Raw genomic sequence first — 20,786 nt, forward strand, 5'->3', positions numbered from 1 at the left:
TTTCAATCTTAGAATTAAGTGAACAATCAGCCCACACAAACCGAGATCGGGAGGTGTGGGTTTTCGGTTTTTAGAGATAGGGGTCAGTCTTGGGCCGATTACGGGGTTTCATCGGGATTTATGCCTAATTGCCGTAATTGCGCCGCTAAACGTTCCGCCCGTTGACGTTCGCTTTCGGCCTGTTGAGAGGCTGCCTGGGCGCGTTGACGTTCAATTTCAGCGTTCTGACGTTCTATTTCGGCTAATTCCGCAGGTAGGAGGATTAAATTGCCGTCTAGGTCATAAAAACGCAGCCAAGGGGCTTCTTCTCGTTGGATGCTGCCCATCCAGACTCCTAACCATAATCCCAAACGTTGACACCATAACCAACCGCGGTGATCGGGAATAATTTCTTGATAGCATTGATTTTGGTCTAAAGCCCAACCTTGCAGGGAAGTGGCATCAAAGGGATTATAAACGAAGTATTGGGAACAGCGAAAAGTCCGCTCATAGAGTTTTTTTTTGGTAATTAAATCGATTTTTGCGGTGCTTTCTGACATTAATTCTACGATCACATCGGGATAACGTCCGTTTTCGTTCCAAACCACCCATCCTTGTCGTTTATAACTACCATCGATATCGAGGACAACGAAAAAATCCGGGCCACGAAAATCTTTATTAAAAACCCGCTCACGGCTAAAGTAAATAAACATATTACCGCCAACAAAAAAGTCCTCTCGATCCTGATAGGCTTGTTCGATAGAATCGATTAACACATTCATGGCCTTGCGGTGACGGTGCGTTTCCAAAGGTTCTCCATCATCAAAAATCAAGTCTTCAGGGGGAATGGGTGGTTCTTCCCAATCGATAACTGGAGGAGTGAGGGGTTGAGTCATCGGGGTTACGTCCAGGATAGAGATGGTTTTATTTTATTTGTAAGACGAGGCGATATTTAGGTTGTCCAGTTCTCAATTTTTCCATAGCTTCATTCACCTGGGAGATAGGATAGATTTCTGTCACCGGTTCAATGCCATGGCGGGAGGCAAATTCGATCATTTTATTGATGGTACTGGGACTACCCAAAGGACTGCCAGAAATCGATTTTTGACCCATAATCAAGGGAAAAGCATAGGTAGCCATGGGTTCAAGAACAGCCCCAACAATGTGCAGACGACCCTTGGGACGTAAACAGGCGATATAAAGACCCCAATCGAGATTAACGTTAACGGTAGAGATAATGAAATCAAAGTAATTTTGTACCGATTGCAAAGCTTCGGGGTCTCTGGAATTGATAAAATGAGTCGCGCCTAGTTCTTTTGCTTCTGTTTCTTTGTCGGGACTACTGGAAAAAGCGGTTACTTCGCAGCCCCAAGCTTTGAGGAATTTTAAGGCTATATGGCCCAATCCACCAATACCAATGACACCAACTCGGGCCGTGGGTTTAATATTAAATTGGACAATGGGATTAAAGACGGTAATACCACCACAAAAAAGCGGGCCAGCTTTAGCAGCATCTAACTGGTTCCCCAGGGGAACTAACCAACTATGATGAGCGCGGACTCTGTCGGCAAAACCGCCATGGCGACCGACGATAGTTCCTTCGGCAGTAGCACAAAGGTTTTGATCCCCCGACATACAAGTTTCACAGGTGGAACAGGAACGGGAAAACCAACCCAGACCGACTCTTTGCCCTAATTTTAATTCTTTGACTTTAGCACCAAGAGCGGCGATTGTACCGACCACCTCATGACCGGGGACAAAGGGATAGGTGGTCAGTCCCCAATCGTTATCGAGCATACTTAGGTCACTGTGGCAAATGCCGCAATATTCCACCGCGATTTCTACATCTTCATCCGCTAATATACCCGGATCGTAGTCAAAAGGCTCTAGTTTTCCCCCTTTTTCTCGGGCAGCATAGGCTCTAATCATGATTAAGTCCTCTGGGATCGGTTTATTGCTTATCTTATCCTAAATTTATCTGAGTATGGCTTGCACTAAATCCTGTTTAAAAGGTATAGGAAAGTGGGAAACACCGGAGCGGGGGGAAACAATCCATAACTTGGGAGTTATACTAAATCCGTTGAGTATAAGCTACTTATGAGGACAGGCAAAAGGCAATAGGCAATAGGCAAAAGGAGCAATAGATAATCAGTTTTTAATAACCAGATTTAGTATTAATCATAGTATTAAAAACGGATTTGATCTTACCAGCGATCGCCAAATTCCCAAAAGGGTAATTTTTTTATACTACAAAGCAAAGTGCGGAATAGGGGCTAGAAGCATGAGCAAAATTACTGGTTTTGGGTTACTCTTGATATATGGTCCACTACACCGATCCGGGCGGGCTTGCGGACTTTACCGACAAGTTTTGTTAGCCTCGGAGGGAAACTACCAGCTTTCATCCGAGGCAAGATTAGGCGAGGTAAAAAGCCCTTTTCTAATTTGGGGATAATTTTTGTCAGCGATTGTATCCTATTAACTATCGTTATTATTAGAGCGTCATGGGAAAAGTCATCGGCATCGACTTAGGGACAACCAACAGTTGCATTGCCGTACTCGAGGGAGGTCAGCCGATTATAGTTCCCAACTCGGAAGGGGGAAGAACAACTCCTAGTATCGTGGGATTCGGCAAGGCCCAGCGCCTAGTGGGACAACTGGCCAAACGTCAAGCGGTAACTAATGCCGAAAATACCGTCTATAGCATCAAACGCTTTATCGGTAGGCGTTGGCAAGACACGGAGGCAGAAAGGGGACGAGTTGCCTATCATTGCCAACGCGGTCGCGATGATACCGTCAATATCAAAATTCGTGGTCGGGAATTTACCCCCCAAGAAATCTCGGCCATGATCCTACAAAAATTAAAGGCCGATGCCGAGGCCTATCTGGGAGAACAAATTAACGAGGCCGTGATTACAGTTCCCGCCTATTTTACCGATGCCCAACGTCAAGCCACTAAAGACGCGGGCATGATCGCAGGACTAGAAGTATTAAGAATTATTAACGAACCCACCGCCGCCGCCCTGGCCTACGGTTTAGATAAACAAAACGAAGATCAACATATCCTCGTTTTTGACCTAGGGGGAGGAACCTTCGACGTTTCCATCCTGCGACTGGGGAAGGGAGTCTTTGAAGTGAAAGCCACGGCCGGCAATAACCATCTTGGGGGGGACGATTTTGATAACCTCTTAGTGCGGTGGCTGGTGGAGAACTTTCAAAGTCAAGAAAACATCGATCTGTCCAGCGATCGCATGGCGCTCCAAAGACTGCGAGAAGCCGCCGAAAAAGCCAAAATCGAGCTTTCTAGCATGATTACCACCTCGATCAATCTCCCCTTCATCGCCGCCGACGAAACTGGCCCTAAACACCTAGAATTGGAACTAACTCGCGCTAAATTCGAGGAATTAACCAGAGAATTAGTGGAAAAAACCCTCGGACCCGTACAACAGTCCCTCAAAGATAGCGGACTGCAGCCTAGCGATATCAATCGTGTTATTCTCGTTGGTGGTTCCACCAGAATCCCCGCCGTACAAGAATTAATCTCCCGTTTCTTTTCTACCGGCCAGATTGATCGCTCTGTTAACCCCGATGAGGCCGTTGCTTTGGGGGCAGCGATTCAAGCCGGAGTTTTAGGTGGAGAAGTAGAAGATATCCTCCTACTCGATGTCACCCCCCTTTCCCTCGGCATTGAAACCCTCGGCGAAGTCTTTACCAAAATTATCGATCGCAATACCACTATCCCTACCAGTAAATCTCAGGTTTTCTCCACCGCTGCCGATGGTCAAACTTCGGTGGAAATTCATGTTCTCCAAGGAGAAAGGGCCATGGCCCAGGATAATAAAACCCTGGGTAAATTTCTCCTGACAGGAATTCCTCCCGCTCCTAGGGGGGTGCCACAAATTGAAGTGGCCTTTGAGATCGATGTCAACGGCATCTTGAAAGTGGCCGCCAGCGACCAAGGCACCGGCAAAGAACAAAGCATTTTAATTAGCCATACTGGAGGGCTGAAACCGAACGAAATTGAAAAAATGCGCCTAGAAGCCGAAAAATACGCCGAATCCGATCGCCTTCGTCTGCAAATGATCGATATTCGCCACCAATCCGATAGTCTTTTCTATAGCTACGAAGTCACCCTCAGGGAAAACAGTCAGTTAGTCGCCCCCGATATCCGGCAACTGGCCGACCAGAAGCGGCAACAGTTGGAAATCGCTCTGCGCGACCCCTCTATATCCCCAGAAAAGCTAAAAACCACCTTGGAAGAATTTCGTCAGATTGTCCTCGAAATCGGTACCCGCATCTACACGGGTGGACAAGAGCAAAACCAACCCCTTAACGGTACTGGGTTTGAATCGATCGATGTCACCGAAAAACTGACTCGACCCACCCGCACCCAAGCCACTTCCTCGAATACCTTCACCAACAGGTCAACCCTCTCCCGCACTAGAACCGGAACCTATAGTAATCTGGAAACTAAATCCACCCAATCGGACAGGGATGATGATCCCTACGATGGGGAAGAAATGAGCGCCAGTGACTACGAGGCCGTAGATTAAAAAGTGATCAGTAATCAGTTATCAGTGATCAGCTTTTTTCTCCCCACTTCCCACTTCCCCACTTCCCCACTTCCCCACTTGCCACTTCCCACTTCCCCACTTCCCAACCCCTAGCCCCCACCGAAAAAAATAGTAGGGATAACCCAACTAAACTATTATGTATACTTTGTTAAAGTAACAACTAGACCGAAAGTTTATTTATAAATTGCCAGCAGAACCATAGCCATCTATGCCCACTGATTACTACGAAATTCTAGGTGTCTCGCGAGATGCCGGTAAAGAAGACATCAAACGCGCCTATCGTCGTCTCGCCCGAAAATACCATCCCGATGTTAACAAAGAACTGGGAGCCGAAGAACACTTCAAAGAAATTAACCGCGCCTACGAGATTCTCTCGGAACCAGAAACCCGCAATCGTTATGACCGCTTTGGTGAAGCTGGGGTTTCTGGGGGCGCTGCTGGTTTTGATGCCGACAATATGGGCGGTTTCGCCGATATATTCGAGACAATCTTTAGTGGTTTTGGGGGCATGGGCGGCCAAGCAACGACCCGCCGACGCACAGGCCCTACCCGGGGTGAGGATCTACGGCTCGATTTTAGACTAAAATTCCGCGAGGCAGTGTTTGGCGGCGAAAAGGAAATCCGGATCCGTCATCTGGAAACCTGTCAAACCTGTAAAGGCAGTGGGGCCAGACCAGGAACCAGTTCCCACACCTGTACTACTTGCAATGGTACTGGTCAGGTGCGCCGCGCCACCCGCACTCCCTTCGGCACTTTTGCTCAGGTTTCGGTCTGTCCCACCTGTGACGGCGCTGGCGAAGTGATCGAGGAAAAATGCGATGTTTGCGGCGGTTCCGGACGCAGACAGGAAACCAAAAAACTGAAAATTACCATTCCTGCGGGGGTTGACAACGGCATGAAATTGCGCGTTGCCCGGGAAGGTGACGCAGGACTTAAAGGCGGGCCGCCGGGGGATTTATTCGTTTATCTAACCGTGGAAAACGATGGGGAATTTCAACGGGAAGGCAATGATATTAAATCGGATATCTCGATTAGTTATATCCAAGCGATTTTAGGATGTACCATCAAAGTTAATACTGTAGATGGCCAAGAAGACCTGACTATCCCTGCCGGTACTCAACCGAACACCGTACTGATTTTAGAAAATAAGGGGGTTCCTAAATTAGGCAATCCCGTCAGTCGCGGTGATCATCGCATTACCGTGAAAATCTCGATTCCTGCCCGTGTCACGGGAGAAGAACGGGATTTACTGGAAAAAATAGCGAAAGTTCGCGGGGAAACCGTGGGCAAAGGCGGCATCGAGGGATTTTTAGGTAATATCTTCCATAAATAACTATGACTTTAGACCTGCGCGGCACTCCCTGCCCGATTAATTTTGTCCGGACAAAATTGCAATTAGAGAAAATGACCGCCGGGGAACGGTTGGAAGTCTGGTTAGATGCCGGGGAACCGATCGAACAGGTTCCCACTAGCCTGACAGTGGAGGGTTATCAGATAGAATCGATCGAGGACCGAGATAGCTTTTTTGTTCTCAAAGTCTATCGCCCCGATTCCTAAATGGTAGATGCACAATTAACCGATTTATACGGTACAGTGGTGGCTGTACAGGCGAATTTCTATCAGGTACGCTTGGATTCTGCCGTTATGGGCGAGAATCTCCTCTGTACCCGTCGCGCTCGCTTGCAAAAAATCGGTCAGTCGGTGATGGTTGGCGATCGGGTGCGCGTGGAGGAGGCCAATTTTGATGATCGGCAGGGTGCGATCGCAGAAGTCCTCCCCCGCAGTACCGAGATCGATCGGCCAGCCGTTGCTAATATCGAGCAGATTTTGCTAGTTTTTGCCCTTGCTGAACCCGTCCTCGATCCTTGGCTGATCAGTCGTTTTTTGGTGAAAGCCGAGTCCACAGGCTTAGAAATTGCCGTCTGTGTCAATAAAATCGATCTGGGGGAAGCGGAACAAATAGAGGTCTGGGGCGATCGCCTAGCTGGTTGGGGATACCGGCCCTTTTTTGTCAGTGTCGAGAAAAATCGGGGATTTGAGGCTTTATTGGCACAATTAAACCATAAAATCACTCTCTTGGCTGGTCCATCGGGGGTGGGAAAATCGAGTTTAATTAATTGTCTAATTCCTGAGATTAATCAACGGGTGGGGGATGTGTCGGGAAAACTGCAAAAAGGTCGTCACACTACCCGTCATGTGCAGTTATTTGCTTTACCAAATCGGGGTTTATTGGCCGATAGTCCGGGGTTTAACCAACCGGATATTAACTGTTCACCGGAACAATTAACTTTTTATTTTCCGGAAGTGAGAGAGCGTTTAGCTTTGGGAAATTGTCAATTTAATGATTGTACTCACCGTCGGGAACCTAACTGTGTGGTTAGGGGAGATTGGGAACGTTACCAACATTATTTAGAGTTTTTAGAAGAGGCGCTCGCACGAGAACAGTCATTACAGAAAACTAGCACAAAAGAGTCAAGTTTAAAGTTAAAAATTAAAGAAGCAGGTCAAGAAACCTACGAACCCAAATTAGCTAATAAAAAATATCGTCGTCCTTCCCGTCGCGGCAAAAATCAAGATCAGGAACGCTACGAAAATAAAACTCTCCAAGATATTTATAATGATGATTCTGAATAGAATCGGTTAGGTTGCCTTTATCTTTAGGGTTACTTTATAAATACTGTCTAAAGATGAAAATTTAACAGCAATGATTGTATCTATGGGTTTTATCTGAACTATTTTTTATTTTTAGTCTCCCCCTTTTGGAATTAATTTAACTTATCTACGAACTAAATTTTTAAGAGTTCTAGAGTTAGCTATTTTCCATGTTCCCTCGTCATTTTCAAGATTATAGCGAACCAATGAGGTAGTAAAAGCACTATTTTTTCGATCAATTTTACCCTGATTATTATAGAGGGTTCTTTCTTCAGTAACCACCACATCCACTGTAGCTTGATCCCCAGAGGCTGTAAAATTATTAACTGAATCTATTCTCTGAACTCCATAGATATAATAAGCACTATTATTAGCTAACCATTCGGAAGAACTTTCTTGACCATCAGAGCGCTTTATTTTGTCATTATAAGCTTTACCTGTAAGTAATTCTTCTCCTAAATAGGTTTGATAGGAAGGACCATAAATATCTCTTTTTGCCTTTAACCAGCGCTCGATTAAATCCACCGCTTCGGAACGAGAAATAGAGTTAACTGTCCGTTGAGGAACAGGTGAATAGACGGGTTCAGGATCCTGTGAGGTATCGATGACACCTTGGGTGATTTTAACTTGATTAAAGTATTTAATTAGTTGCCTTTGTAAATCTTGAGCGCGATTTAAGTCACTAAAAGTTGCTACCTGAATATTACCATCATTAACAAAAGCATCGCGACAAAAGTTATTTTTAACTCTCTCTAAACTATCCTCATCAGTTACTACAACTTTATAGTAAGTATCGGTGATATTCTCATCTCCACACACAGGTTTAGGAAACTCATTATTAATGGTAATATCTGAGTCTTGATTTTCTGGGGAAGGTGACGGAGAAATTGATTTATCTCCAGAAAAATTTGAGAGATAATAACTTAAAACAAAACCACCTAAAATGCCAGTACCGATCATACTTCCTATAATTATCGCTTTCACCCATTCAGGTAACGTGCGGGGATTAGAAACAGGTTTTGACGTTACAGGAGAAATTACCTGAGTAGGAGCGGGAGTAGGAGCAGGAACAACGATATTTGTTGCTACAATTGATGGGGTATTTTGTAGCGCCTCTAACATCTCTTTTGCAGTTAAATAACGTTCGTTAGAGCGAGGTGAAATAGTCTTATCTAGGACGGCTGCTAAACTGATATTAGTATCTAAAGCGAACTGCCGCCAATAAATTTTTCCTGTCATCGGATCGCTCTCTAGCATTTCAGGAGTTTTGCCGGTTAGTAGATAAATAGCCGTCAATCCTAAAGCGTAGAGATCACTACTATAAACCGGACGACCGATCGCTTGTTCTGATGGCATAAAACCTGGAGTACCGATAACAATAGAATTAAGAGAATGGCCCGAATTAGAAACCACCGTTCCCATAGTTTCTTTAACCGCACCGAAATCAATTAGGATCGGTAAATTATCATAAATTCGTAGAATGATATTATCGGGTTTTATATCTCGATGGATAATTTTTTGTCCGTGAACATAAATTAAAACCTGTAGAATACTAACTAAAATCTCTTTGACTTGATCATCGCTAAAAACTCCTTTACTCTGTATTCTTTGGCTGAGAGTTTCTCCCTCGATAAATTCCTCGACTAAATAAAATTGATTATTTTCCTCAAAATAAGCGTATAGTTTGGGAATTTGGAGACTATTTTCGCTCAATTTTTCTAGGATAGCCGCTTCTCGCTCAAATCTTTCTTTGACGAGATTGTGAACCTGGGGATTATCATTAATCGGTTTTAGCTGTTTAATCAGACAGAGACGTTTTGATGGCATTTGGCTATCTTCTGCCAAAAAAGTCTCTCCGAAACCACCATCGGCAATTAATCGCAAGACTTTGTAACGATTTTGTAGAATTAAATCCGTCATGGGGAAATATTACTGTTTACTTAACAATCTCCACCGATAACTAATAACTGAGGTGATGGTAGGGCAAATCAGATAAAGAGGGTATTTAATTGACCATTTATGTGGATAATCTAAATCCATCTGGACTACAAATGTTGCATCCTGTAATAAAATTTAATATTTAGCAGTAGAAACATCCTATCGTGACAACATTTGTTAACATTTTATGACTTTATCTATCCAGTGTAAAAAGCTGATTTTTTGACACACATAAGCTGGAAGATAGCGCGTGATCAGCGATTGATAAAGCATAGATTTGAATGCCGATTTTCTTGAGATTTTTTGTGATTAGGACACCAGCAATAATCTAGGGTTCGTCCCAGGCACTTTTTGCTTTTTTGAAAACAGTTTAATCTCAATTGGGTGGGTTACGTTATGGTGACACATTTTACACTGTTGATTGATAGCGATCAACACTGGGAAACCATTATTAAAATGCGATCGCTTGGAACTTTTCCTATTCCCTTTGAGTTGCTTGTCTAACCTGTTCAATCTCTAATTCTAAAGCTTGTGCTATCTGTTCCAAGTTTAATCCTAAGACCAATAAACGAGGAATAGAGGCTAATTTGGCCGCTAATTCGCCTTCTTGTCGGCCTTCCTCTAAAGCTTCCTGATACACTTTAGTTTGTTTTAAATCGCTTAAACTAAACATCGCTTCTATCTCCTTTCTACTGACTTGGGGTAACTTATAAACCAAAATTGTCTCTATCAATTCTAAAAGTTCTTGCTGTTGTTTGAACTTAGGGAATTCTTCTCTAATCCGTGGAATTAATTGTTTTCCTTGCTCGATCGCTCTGGCGGTTGGTGCTACAATTAATTGTAACATCGATATACCCAGGGATTCCCCTTCCCTTAATTCCTCGAGATAAAAACGTAAAATCCTGCCGGAGTTGATTAACTCCCCATAACGAGCCGTCTCCACGCTTTCCACTGAACGCCGAGGATAAATAACTACTCCCTGCCAGTTGTTGCTTAAGTCCGTTTGGTGGAGATAGAGGAAGATTTCACTGAAGAAACGGGAATAAAACCTATTATCTTTCTGAAATTGTACTTCTAGGAAATAAATAGGCTGATTGTTTGTATCAGGCAAAAAGACTCCATCGAGACGAAAGGACAATTGTTTAACTTCCACCGAGGAGAATTGATAAGAATTGGCGGTTTCGGGGGGAAGGTTCAACAAATCAAAGAAACAAGCGGGAAATCTTTGTAAGAGTTGATAGAAAATACTGTCAGTTTTCACGCAATTAAACTCAAAAAGAGGCCTCCAGTTTAGCAGAAGTTTTTTATTGTGTTCTTCAGGAAGCTCCTGTTTTTGAGCAATTGGGATGACGAAGTAAAAGCTTTTTCGGTAACTTATCCCCAATTAAAAGAAAGCTTGAGAAATTTTCATTGTTGCCGATTTTTACTTGATGGCTACCGGCAAAAGATAGCCACCGGCAATTGTATCAATTTGTAAAAGATGGTTGACGTTTATGCCAATCGGTGGATTGTTCGTAGGCGTGGGCGACGTGAAATAACTGATCTTCGCGTAGCACATTACCGACTAATTGTAAACCAATTGGCAAACCTTGCCCATCAAAACCGCAGGGAAGACTTAACCCGGGTAAACCGGCTAAATTGACGGGAATAGTCATTAAATCCGATAAATACATACTCAGAGGGTCCGCCGTTTTTTCCCCAGCTTTAAAAGCTGTGGTCGGTGAAGTGGGAGAAACTAACACATCTACCGATTGAAAAGCTCGATCGAAATCCTCTTTGATCAAAGTCCTGACTTTTTGTGCTTTCAGGTAATAAGCATCATAATAACCCGCCGAGAGGGTATAGGTTCCCAACATAATCCGGCGCTTAACTTCCGCACCAAAACCCTTGGCGCGAGTCTTGGTGTACATATCAATCAAACTATCGGCATCTTCCCGAATACCGTATTTAACCCCATCGTAACGGGCTAAATTCGCCGATGCTTCCGAGGGGGCGATAATGTAGTAGGTGGGCAATCCGTAACGGAAACGGGGACAGGAAATCTCTTTAATCGTAGCACCGAGAGCCTTTAACTGCTCTAAAGCTTGATTAACTGCCTCAGCAACCACCTGATCCAAACCTTCCCCGAAAGTTTCCTTAATTACGCCAATTTTTAACCCTTTTAAACTGGTTTTCAGGAATTGGCTATAGTCGGGAATCGGCAGATTGAGACTGGTAGAATCTTGGGGATCGTAACCTGCGATCGCTTGTAATAAAATCGCCGCATCTTCTACGGTACGACCAAAGGGACCGATCTGATCGAGAGAAGAAGCGTAAGCCACTAAACCAAAGCGAGAAACTAAGCCATAGGTCGGTTTTAGCCCGACAACTCCACAAAATGAAGCTGGTTGACGAATTGAGCCACCGGTATCCGATCCTAGGGCCACCACGCATTCTTGAGCGGCCACAGCCGCAGCCGAACCCCCCGAAGATCCCCCCGGCACCCGGGATAAGTCCCAAGGATTAGCAGTAACGTGATAACCGGAGTTTTCGGTGGAACTCCCCATGGCAAACTCGTCTAAATTGGTTTTACCGACGATAACTGCTCCTAAATCCCGTAATTTTTGGGTAACGGTGGACTCGTAGGGGGGGACAAAATTCTCTAAAATCCGGGAAGCGCAGGTGGTGGGGATACCCTTGGTGCAGAGATTATCTTTTATTGCGATGGGAATACCTGCCAAGGGATGCAGAGATTCACCCCTGGCGATTTTCTCGTCCACTTTTCGGGCTTGTGCGAGGGCTAAATCTGGGGTTAAATGGAGAAAGCTTTTTACTTGTGGTTCGAGCGCTTGAATACGAGCGAGAAATTCTGTGGCGATTTCGACGGCTGTTTTTTCTTTATTGACGAGTTGTTGATGCAGTTGACGAATCGAAGTCATGTTCAGTTACCGGTTACAACTACCGTCAGGAGCAAGCAACAACCCCGGACAGCAAAGACTATTTTAGCGTCAGTTTGGCTGTCGGTCAGCTAATCCCCTAAAATTAAGGGAATGCCTGGGAGGAAAACTAGAGTTATGACTTTTAAGCTCTGGCAATTGGATAATTTAGACTACGATTAACGGCTCTTCTAGAACTCTGGGGAAGATAGAATTAAGATATATAGCCCGAAATTGAGAGGTGTTCTATGGTTAAGCCAAACCCACCCTAATCAACGTTTAAATTAATTAATGACTACCGCGACAACTATAGAAACTTATTTCTAGAGGTTAGAACATTTGCATATTTTAAGTATCTACATCTGGGACTAATTTCAGATATAACCAGATTTGGTATTAATTCTAAATCTGGTCGATGGGGAAGAAATAATGGTGGTTATAGACGAAAAGGGAGACAAAAAGATATGGTGGGAGCTTATTGGCACTTGGGAGAACTGAAAAAACAGTTTTATCAAGGACGGGAATTATGGCCGAGAAATACTGGTAAAAAGCGATAAAGCTCCCGAAAAAGAGCGGAAGTTAGGGAACAGGTTCCTCCCTATCCACTTTCAGGGTTTGGTTTTGGAGAGATTGCTGAAGTTCTTGCCAGCGAGTTTCTGCCAGTTGTTTTTGTGTTTGCACTTCTTGGTCATTGGAACGATAACGAAGTGATTCTTGATAAGCTTGAATCGCTCGCTCGTATTGACCGAGTTTAAAGCAACTATTGCCTAAACTTTTCCAGGTTTCGGGGTTATCTTTTTGTCTTTGAATCGCCTGTTGATAGGCGGTTATGGCTTGGGAATGGTCGCCTAAACGATACCAAGCGTTACCGATACCGATAAAAACTTCGGCTTTTTGGGAAGAAATGCGGCGAGCTTTTTCGTAGGATGCGATCGCTTCTTGAAATCTTTCCATTTGATGAAGTAATGCTCCTTGATTTAACCAAGCTTGATAATAATTAGAATTGGCTTCAGTTGCTTGCGTAAATGCCTCCAAAGCTTCTGAATTGCGGCCTAATTTTTGTAGAATAATCCCTTGACTATAGTGAGCTTGGGAAAATTGGGGATTAAATTGTCCGGCTTTGCTATAACTTTCTAAAGCATCATTAATTCTATTTAATTGATACAAACTATTACCTTTTTGATACCAAATTAAGGCATTATCTGACTCGATCGCTAGAGCCTGATCGTAGGCTTTAACTGCCCCTTCATAATCCTCAAGATTTTGTAATGACCAGCCTTTTTTATACCATATTTTTGCATCATTTTGTTGAAAAGTTAACAATTTTTCAAGAGCTTTTTGGGCGGCGGAATATTGTTGCAGTTCTAGATAAATATCGGCTTTACCTTGCCAAGCTTGACTAGCAGCAGGATTAAGAGATAACACCCGCTCAAAACTTTCTAAAGCCTCCTGATTTTTATCTAATTTATCTAAAGCTTCCCCGCGACCGAGCCAAGCTTGCCAAGCGGAATCTGGGTTAATTTGAATAGCTTTTTCGTAGGTATTTAAAGCTTCCGAGTATCTTTTTAAAGCCAATAAAGCATCAGCTTGTCCTTGCAATGCCTCAAGGTAATCGGGATTAATTTTTAAGGCTTGACCATAGGAATTAAGGGCATCGGTATAACGTTTGAGTTGATAAAAAGTCTGACCTTGTTGATAGTAACCAAGAGAATTACGAGAATTTTGCCAATAGTCAAAACCCAGATAAGCACCAGCTATTAAACCAATTGTCCCCGATACAAACAAGATTTTTGTTAGCCAAGATTTCCCTTGACGAGCAACTTGACCTTGAGGTTTCACATAGGTAGTTTTCGGAGCGAGATGATGAATTTTCCCTAATTTTATCAGAGCGATTAATGCTTCACTGGCACTGGTATAACGCTGACGAAAATCATAGCGGATCATGCGATCAATAACATCACTAAACTCGGCGCTAGTCATGGCCAAATGTTGCCAGAGAATTTCCCCCGTGCGAGAATCCAATGGAATATCTTCGGGAGCTTTACCAGTTAAAGCTTGTAATCCAATCATACCAGTGGCGTAGATATCGCTACTAAAACGGGGATAACCTTGGGCCTGTTCACTGGGGAAATAACCGGGGGTACCGATAGCGACTGTAGAAACGGTTTTACCTTCTTGAACTACTTGAGTGCTAATTTGTTTGACAGCGCCAAAATCAATTAAAACCAATTGATCATCTTGACGACGACGAATAAGATTGAAGGGATTAACATCGCGATGGATCACCTGTTTCTGATGGACAAATTCGAGAATTGAGAGAATTTCTGTTAATAAAGCCACTACTTTCTCTTCATTTTGCCTATAGACACCGGCAGTAATTTCTGTGGCTAAATCTTCCCCTTCAATGTATTCTTGCACGAGGAAAAATTGCCCATTTTCCTCAAAATAAGCAAATAAACGAGGAATATGGCGATGATTGCCCAATTCTTGCAGGATTTTCGCCTCGGTTTCAAACAGTCGTCTAGCGATGGCTACAGTTTCGGCATTCCGGCACTGGGGTTGAAATTGTTTGATCACACAGCGATTTTGATTGGGTAACTGGCGATCGCAGGCCAAGAAAGTCTGTCCGAATCCCCCTTTTCCCAATTGACGGATAATTTGGTAGCGATGACTAAGGATTTTTCCGGCAGCGAGTTCCATAGACGATGGCAATCCAAGGTTTTTTACTATTCTAGGCTTTTCGGCTCTCTTTTGCGGTCGCTGGACAAAATGGGTAAATTCTGCCATTCTACTTTTTTCCCTATAGAGAGGGAAAAAATTCCCTGTGGAGGGGACTGACATGACAGGCAGAAGAAAATAATCTAGAAATAGAGAAAGTTCACTGTTGTTTTTTGAGAGGATAACCGCTATGTCTATCAATCCTGTTACTAGAGCCAGCACAGCTTTACTGATTACCCTGCTCATGGGGTCGATGTCCGGCACTTTTCCCGTCCTCGCTCAAAGTAATATTAATCGGCCACGTCTCATCGCTCAACAAATCTCGATTCCGGCGGGAACAGTTATCCCTTTGAATTACGAGAAAGCCGATAAAATTTTAGTTTCTAAAAGTGATGTTATTCCTCTGACTTTAACCGTAGCCAGAGATATTCGTAACCGGAATGGGAGTGTGGTGATTGCAGCGGGAAGTGAAGTCAAGGGTACTTTACAAGCGGTGGGCCAAGGTGTGCGCTTTATTGCCGATGAAATTGCCCTCGATGGGGGTAATCGCACCATTCCCCTCAATGGCACTTCGCGATTAATTACTACCACTGAAACCGTGCGTAAAGGGGCAAAAACTCAAGATATCTTAGCGGGAACCGTCGCCGGTGCGGGGGCAGCCACAGCGATCGCTGCTCTTACGGGCGATCGCAAGATTGAAGTTCTCGACGTTTTAGCGGGGGCAGCCGTGGGAACCTTTGCAGGATGGGGTTTACCGACGGCGGGAATTGTCGGTGGTAGTTCCGTGCAGTTATACTCTGTTAACCCCGATCGAGATTTAAATATTACCCTGCAATCGCCCCTAGTGATTAGAGATTAGTAAACGGCAAACCTTAACCAAATCCGCCAGCAGACGGATTTGGTGTCAACTCATTGGTTATTTCTGGATTTAAACGGAGCGATCGATTTGTTAGATTTTTAATAGTCCGTCTGTCAACCAATAGACAGAAACAGTCAAAACATCAGAATCAGAGATCAAAGTATGAAACTTCCTACAGGGTTACGGCGAACTATTACCCACGCTTTGGCAACTTTTCTGGGAGTTATGCTCGGTTTTAGCAGTTTAGCGGCGGTAAATGCTCAAAATCTGCCCACTGCTGCCACCGATCTGGCCAGAATCCCCCCGGAGATGACGGCGGAAAGTTTTGTCGCTAAGGCAGTGGCCCGCACGGGTGCGGCAGTGGTGCGAATTGACACCGAAGCGATCATTACTCGTCCCAATAGCCCCTTTTTTGATGATCCTTTTTTTCAGGAGTTTTTTGGGGAACAGTTTCGTGTTCCCACCCAGCAGCGAGTGGCGGGCCAGGGATCGGGTTTTATTATCGATGGCAGTGGTTTAATCTTAACTAATGCCCATGTGGTCGATAATGCCGATAAGGTAACGGTAACTCTAAAAGATGGTCGTAGCTTCAAAGGAGAAGTACGCGGTACTGATGAGATCACTGATTTAGCCGTAGTGAAAATTAATCCCCAAGGGGAAAAATTACCTGTAGCCGTCCTCGGCAATTCCGCATCCATACAAGTGGGGGATTGGGCGATCGCAGTAGGCAATCCCGTCGGTCTAGATAATACGGTAACTTTAGGAATTATTAGCACGATCGGGCGCTCGGCGGCTAAGGCGGGTATTCCCGATAAACGCATTGATTTTATCCAAACTGATGCCGCTATTAACCCGGGTAATTCCGGCGGTCCTTTACTCAACGCCCAAGGAGAAGTCATCGGCATCAATACGGCGATTCGTGCTGATGCCATGGGCATCGGTTTTGCCATTCCCATCGACCGGGCCAAGCAGTTACAAGCGACCCTAGAATCAGGTCAAAAGGTGGCCCATCCCTATATCGGTGTGCAGATGGTTAATCTAACTCCCGATTTAGCCCGGGCTAATAATCAAAACCCCAATTCTGCCATGATCGTCCCGGAAGTGTCGGGAATTTTGGTGGTGAAAGTCCTACCCAATACCCCCGCCGAAAAAGCCGGCATCCGTCGCGGGGATGTGATTGTCAAAGCTAATAATCAACCGGTTAGCGATGGCGCTCAGTTACAGGAAATGGTGGAAAAAACTGGGATCGGTCAATCTTTACCCCTAAGAATCAGAAGGGGCGAAAGGGCGATCGATCTCACCGTAATCACCGCCCAAATGTCGAATCAGTAATCAGTAATCAGTTATCAGATGTAAGTTTTCAGTTTAACGCCAGTTCGGTTTAAGGGAATTTTGCCATAGCTTCCACGAAAGAATAGGAGTTTCAGGCTACGGTAGCATCAGGGTTTTAGCTTATCCCGAACTGAGGTTAATTCCTTCTTTCAAAACTATACCTATTAATCGTTTCCCTTTTTTTTAAGTTTCTTCTCTTTTTGTTAAGAAAGATCCGACTAATGGATAGCCTTGATAAGGGGGGTGTCTGGTAATTTTTAACGCCTACCTACTTAACTCAGAAAGCGATTATACTCAATGATTGAAGACTATTGGCTGGTGATCGATGAACCAAGACAACGAGATTAGTCATTTACTAGACCTCATGCCCGCTTCGGGAAGGATGATGACGCGCATTGTCAGCAAACCCGAAAGCCCCAAGGTAATCGAAACTAATTTTCCCCTGCCCTGGCAAAGAGGAGTCAGACCGATTCCAATTAATTTTGACCTCTGGCGGCAATTATCAAGATCCCAACGGGATTTAGTCTTGTTAAGGGCTGTCTCTGTTTTAACGGCAGTAAAATGGTTTAAACCCGATATCGATCGAGCAATTGCTCTGGCTGGTATGATCGGTTTAACCGTGGAAACTCTGCAAACCGATGCTGTCGGTATGGCAGTGGCTGGGGGTTTAACTGCCTTGGCAATTAACCGGATTTGGCGGGAAAAACGCAGCCCCCAACGGGAATTAGACGCGGATGAAGCAGCCCTAAAAGTGGCCGTTAGACGCGGTTACACGGAAACCGAGGCCGCCAAAAGTTTATTATCAGCTATTGAGACTATAGCCGAAATTGAAGGGCGATCGAGTCTCAATTTTAACGAGTTATTGCGCTGTCAAAATCTGAAAAAATTAGCCAATCTCTCCTTTGTTGGTGTTCCCGATCAGGTGAGACAATCTTAAAGTCAGTTGTTTTGGCTATCAGCTTTCTTTTTACCGATTACCGATCACTGATTACTTAAATCCCTAACCCTAAAATAACTACTATAAAAATATTTTTCTCCTTGCTCAATGGCTGTGATTGACTCTTTAGAAAAAGCCTTAAAATATTACTTTGGCTACGATCAATTTCGACCGAATCAACGCCAAATAATTGAGGCTGCTTTAAATAATCAGGATTTATTAGTAATTATGCCCACCGGAGGCGGTAAATCTCTCTGTTTTCAGCTACCTGCTTTAATCAAAAAAGGGGTGACGGTGGTGGTTTCTCCCTTAATTGCTTTAATGCAGGATCAAGTAACTGCTTTAGCTGATAATGGTATCGGGGCAACATTTCTCAATAGCACTTTAAACGCTAAACAAGTTAGAGACAGAGAATCTTTAATCCTGCAAGGAAAAATTAAACTGTTATATGTTGCCCCAGAAAGATTATTATCGCCTAGTTTTTTAGACTTTTTAGCTGTTATTGATAATTACCTCGGTTTAGCCTGTTTAGCAGTGGATGAGGCACACTGTGTCTCCGATTGGGGTCATGATTTCCGCCCTGAATATCGACAAATTAAACAAGTCCGTCAACGCTTTCCCTCCGTGCCAATTCTGGCTTTAACTGCCACCGCTACCCAACAGGTGAGGGAAGATATTATCCAACAATTAGGATTGCGAGATACTTCCATTCATATTGCTAGTTTTAATCGTCCTAATCTTTATTATGAAGTTCGACCTAAAAACAGTAAATCTTATCAGCAATTGTATCAATATATTAAAGGACAAAAAGGGTCTGGCATTGTTTATTGTATCAGCCGCAAAACCGTCGATCAAGTTGCCGAACAGTTACAAAAAGATGGTATTAATGCCCTACCTTATCACGCCGGTATGGATGATCGGGAAAGAAGCGAAAATCAAACCCGTTTTATTCGGGATGATGTGCAGATTATGGTGGCGACAATTGCCTTCGGTATGGGGATTAATAAACCGGATGTACGCTTTGTCGTTCATTACGATTTACCCCGCAATTTAGAGGGATATTATCAAGAATCTGGCCGCGCCGGTAGGGACGGAGAACCAGCTAAATGTACCCTCTTTTTTAGCTTTGCCGATGCCAGAAAGATTGAGTATTTTATTAACCAAAAAACCGAGCAAAATGAACAACAGAAAGCCCGTCAACAATTGCGACAGGTGTTAGATTATGCCGAAGGGACTGAATGCAGAAGATCTAGTGTACTAGGTTACTTTGGAGAAAGTTTTGCGGGTAACTGTGGTAACTGTGATAACTGTCGGAATGGGAACAATTCTGAGGATTGGACAATCGAGGCACAAAAATTTTTATCCTGTGTGGCGCGGACGGGACAAAAATTCGGTATGATGCACATAATCAACGTACTCAGGGGAGGAAAAGGCGAAAGAATCACCCAATATCAACATCATTTATTATCCACTTATGGCATCGGTAAGGATAAAACTCTCGGGGAGTGGAAACGTTTAAGTCGTTCCCTTGTCCAGCAAAATCTATTAGTAGAAACTGAAGACGATTTTAGAATCTTGAAACTTAATCAACACAGTTGGGAAGTGATGCGGAAACAACGTTCCGTCTTTATTGCCGTCCCCCAAAAAGCTAACGGTCCAATCTTGGGAGACGACAATCCCAATATGGTGGAAAGTGATTTATTATTCGAGCGCTTGCGGCAACTGCGGAAAAAAATTGCCGATAGTCAAGGGGTTCCTCCCTACGTTATTTTCCATGATTCTAGTCTGCGTTTGATGGCCCAATCAAAACCCCGGAGTTTAGGGGAGTTTCGTCAAATTTCTGGAGTAGTACACAGCAAAGTCCAACAGTATGGGGATATATTTATAGCGGCAATTAATGATTTTTGTCAGGATAGTCTTCCCTCTACTCAATTCCTGACTCTCCAATACTATCAAGATGGTTTGAATGCGGAAGAAATCGCTCGCAAAAGAAGCTTAAAAGTCTCAACCATCTATGAACATTTAGCTAAATTGCTAGAAGCGGGTTACGAAATTGATATTAATCAGTTAGTCTCTAAAAATAAACAGGAATATATTCGTTTAGCGATCAAAAAAGTGGGCGATCAATCTCTGAAAACTCTCAAGGAAAATCTGGGAGATAATTATAGTTATGAGGAAATTAAATTAGTTGTTGCTTGGCAAAGACGACTTTAAAAGCTATAGGAGAGGGGGAATTATAAATTATGAATTATGAATTATAAATTATGAATTATGAATTATGAATTATGAATTATGGCTCTACCGAACCTGTCATGCAAAACTATCAACAACTTATGCTTGTAAAGCTTGTACAATAAGGCTTTGAGTTTTTGTTAGATTGATATTTATCAACTTTAGAACATTGCTGGACAGAGAGGGAGCTTGGGGACTTTTCTACAGTGTAAGTTCGGAAGAACCTGAATTATTAAGTGGGGAAGTGGGGAAGTAGGGAAGTTTTTTCAGTGTTGCCAAAGGCACGGCGTAGCCGTCCAGTAAACAGTGAACTGATAACTGTTTACTGATCACTGTTTACTGAATTAAGCAGACCCTATTTAGGGGACAAGCGTTCTTGAATTTTATTAATCGCCCAGCTGAAAATCGCCCCCGCAATTAAAATACTAATAGCAGGATTGAATAGGGGCAGCCAAAGACGCTGAAAAAGTTTAAATCCTAGGGGAATTCCCGTGGATTCACCAATAACAGCCACGGCAAACCAGAGAAAACCCGCTATCACTAAAAACACATCAAATATTAAGATTCTATTCAACCACTTGACAAATTGCTCTTTCATTGCATCAAAAACTTAGGTTATTTATACAGTTTATTCACGAAAAAGTATAGCACTG

At 43.6% G+C, this 20,786-nt stretch carries 15 protein-coding genes; 8 read left to right on the top strand and 7 right to left on the bottom strand.

Annotated features, from left to right (window positions below; all coding sequences use genetic code 11):
• Positions 1–98: 98 nt before the first annotated feature.
• Both N0824_RS07100 and N0824_RS07105 read right to left on the bottom strand, forming a co-directional pair.
• The gene (locus N0824_RS07100) at positions 99–875 is read right to left on the bottom strand and encodes a Uma2 family endonuclease (protein ID WP_012267413.1); all 777 of its coding nucleotides are present in this window, start codon (positions 873–875) and stop codon (positions 99–101) included.
• 28 nt (positions 876–903) lie between these two features.
• Positions 904–1,908, bottom strand: a complete 1,005-nt coding sequence (locus N0824_RS07105; protein WP_012267412.1) for an NAD(P)-dependent alcohol dehydrogenase — start codon at positions 1,906–1,908, stop codon at positions 904–906.
• 572 nt (positions 1,909–2,480) lie between these two features.
• On the opposite strand from N0824_RS07105, the gene dnaK reads away from it, so the two are divergent.
• From dnaK to rsgA, 4 genes are all read left to right on the top strand, one after another.
• The gene (gene dnaK, locus N0824_RS07110) at positions 2,481–4,529 is read left to right on the top strand and encodes a molecular chaperone DnaK (RefSeq protein WP_108936251.1); all 2,049 of its coding nucleotides are present in this window, start codon (positions 2,481–2,483) and stop codon (positions 4,527–4,529) included.
• A gap of 229 nt (positions 4,530–4,758) precedes the next feature.
• Positions 4,759–5,883: a molecular chaperone DnaJ gene (gene dnaJ / locus N0824_RS07115; RefSeq protein ID WP_108936252.1), complete on the top strand. Its 1,125-nt coding sequence runs from the start codon at positions 4,759–4,761 to the stop codon at positions 5,881–5,883.
• A 2-nt stretch (positions 5,884–5,885) separates the two neighbouring features.
• On the top strand, positions 5,886–6,107 hold the full coding sequence (locus tag N0824_RS07120; RefSeq protein WP_002738399.1) for a sulfurtransferase TusA family protein: 222 nt from the start codon (positions 5,886–5,888) through the stop codon (positions 6,105–6,107).
• Positions 6,108–7,184 (top strand): small ribosomal subunit biogenesis GTPase RsgA, encoded by a 1,077-nt coding sequence (rsgA, locus tag N0824_RS07125; protein WP_108936253.1) that lies wholly within the window; start codon positions 6,108–6,110, stop codon positions 7,182–7,184.
• A gap of 141 nt (positions 7,185–7,325) precedes the next feature.
• On the opposite strand, the gene N0824_RS07130 is transcribed toward rsgA, so the two are convergent.
• The 4 genes from N0824_RS07130 to N0824_RS07145 form a co-directional block, all read right to left on the bottom strand.
• Entirely contained in the window at positions 7,326–9,122 is a 1,797-nt protein-coding gene (locus N0824_RS07130) for an IMS domain-containing protein (RefSeq protein WP_108936254.1), read from the bottom strand.
• A 496-nt stretch (positions 9,123–9,618) separates the two neighbouring features.
• Positions 9,619–10,401 carry an Rpn family recombination-promoting nuclease/putative transposase gene (locus N0824_RS07135; RefSeq protein ID WP_108936255.1) on the bottom strand — a complete coding sequence of 261 codons (783 nt, stop codon included), beginning with the start codon at positions 10,399–10,401 and terminating at the stop codon, positions 9,619–9,621.
• Between the two features lie 205 nt (positions 10,402–10,606).
• Positions 10,607–12,058, bottom strand: a complete 1,452-nt coding sequence (gene gatA / locus N0824_RS07140; RefSeq protein ID WP_108936256.1) for an Asp-tRNA(Asn)/Glu-tRNA(Gln) amidotransferase subunit GatA — start codon at positions 12,056–12,058, stop codon at positions 10,607–10,609.
• A 576-nt stretch (positions 12,059–12,634) separates the two neighbouring features.
• Positions 12,635–14,755 carry a serine/threonine-protein kinase gene (locus N0824_RS07145; protein ID WP_108936257.1) on the bottom strand — a complete coding sequence of 707 codons (2,121 nt, stop codon included), beginning with the start codon at positions 14,753–14,755 and terminating at the stop codon, positions 12,635–12,637.
• Between the two features lie 208 nt (positions 14,756–14,963).
• Between N0824_RS07145 and N0824_RS07150 the strand changes: the two genes are divergently transcribed.
• The 4 genes from N0824_RS07150 to recQ all read left to right on the top strand — a co-directional run bounded on the left by N0824_RS07150 (position 14,964) and on the right by recQ (position 20,115).
• A complete protein-coding gene (locus tag N0824_RS07150) occupies positions 14,964–15,632 on the top strand; it encodes a hypothetical protein (protein ID WP_108936258.1) in 669 nt (222 codons plus the stop codon).
• Positions 15,633–15,794: 162 nt separating this feature from the next.
• On the top strand, positions 15,795–16,964 hold the full coding sequence (locus N0824_RS07155) for an HhoA/HhoB/HtrA family serine endopeptidase (protein ID WP_108936259.1): 1,170 nt from the start codon (positions 15,795–15,797) through the stop codon (positions 16,962–16,964).
• Positions 16,965–17,289: 325 nt separating this feature from the next.
• The gene (locus N0824_RS07160) at positions 17,290–17,901 is read left to right on the top strand and encodes a DUF3318 domain-containing protein (protein WP_046660621.1); all 612 of its coding nucleotides are present in this window, start codon (positions 17,290–17,292) and stop codon (positions 17,899–17,901) included.
• A 108-nt stretch (positions 17,902–18,009) separates the two neighbouring features.
• Positions 18,010–20,115, top strand: a complete 2,106-nt coding sequence (gene recQ, locus N0824_RS07165; protein WP_108936260.1) for a DNA helicase RecQ — start codon at positions 18,010–18,012, stop codon at positions 20,113–20,115.
• 373 nt (positions 20,116–20,488) lie between these two features.
• Here recQ and N0824_RS07175 read toward each other — a convergent pair whose 3' ends face one another.
• Positions 20,489–20,731: a hypothetical protein gene (locus tag N0824_RS07175; RefSeq protein ID WP_108936261.1), complete on the bottom strand. Its 243-nt coding sequence runs from the start codon at positions 20,729–20,731 to the stop codon at positions 20,489–20,491.
• Positions 20,732–20,786: the final 55 nt, after the last annotated feature.

Source organism: Microcystis sp. 0824, assembly GCF_003112475.1.
GTDB lineage: Bacteria > Cyanobacteriota > Cyanobacteriia > Cyanobacteriales > Microcystaceae > Microcystis > Microcystis aeruginosa_C.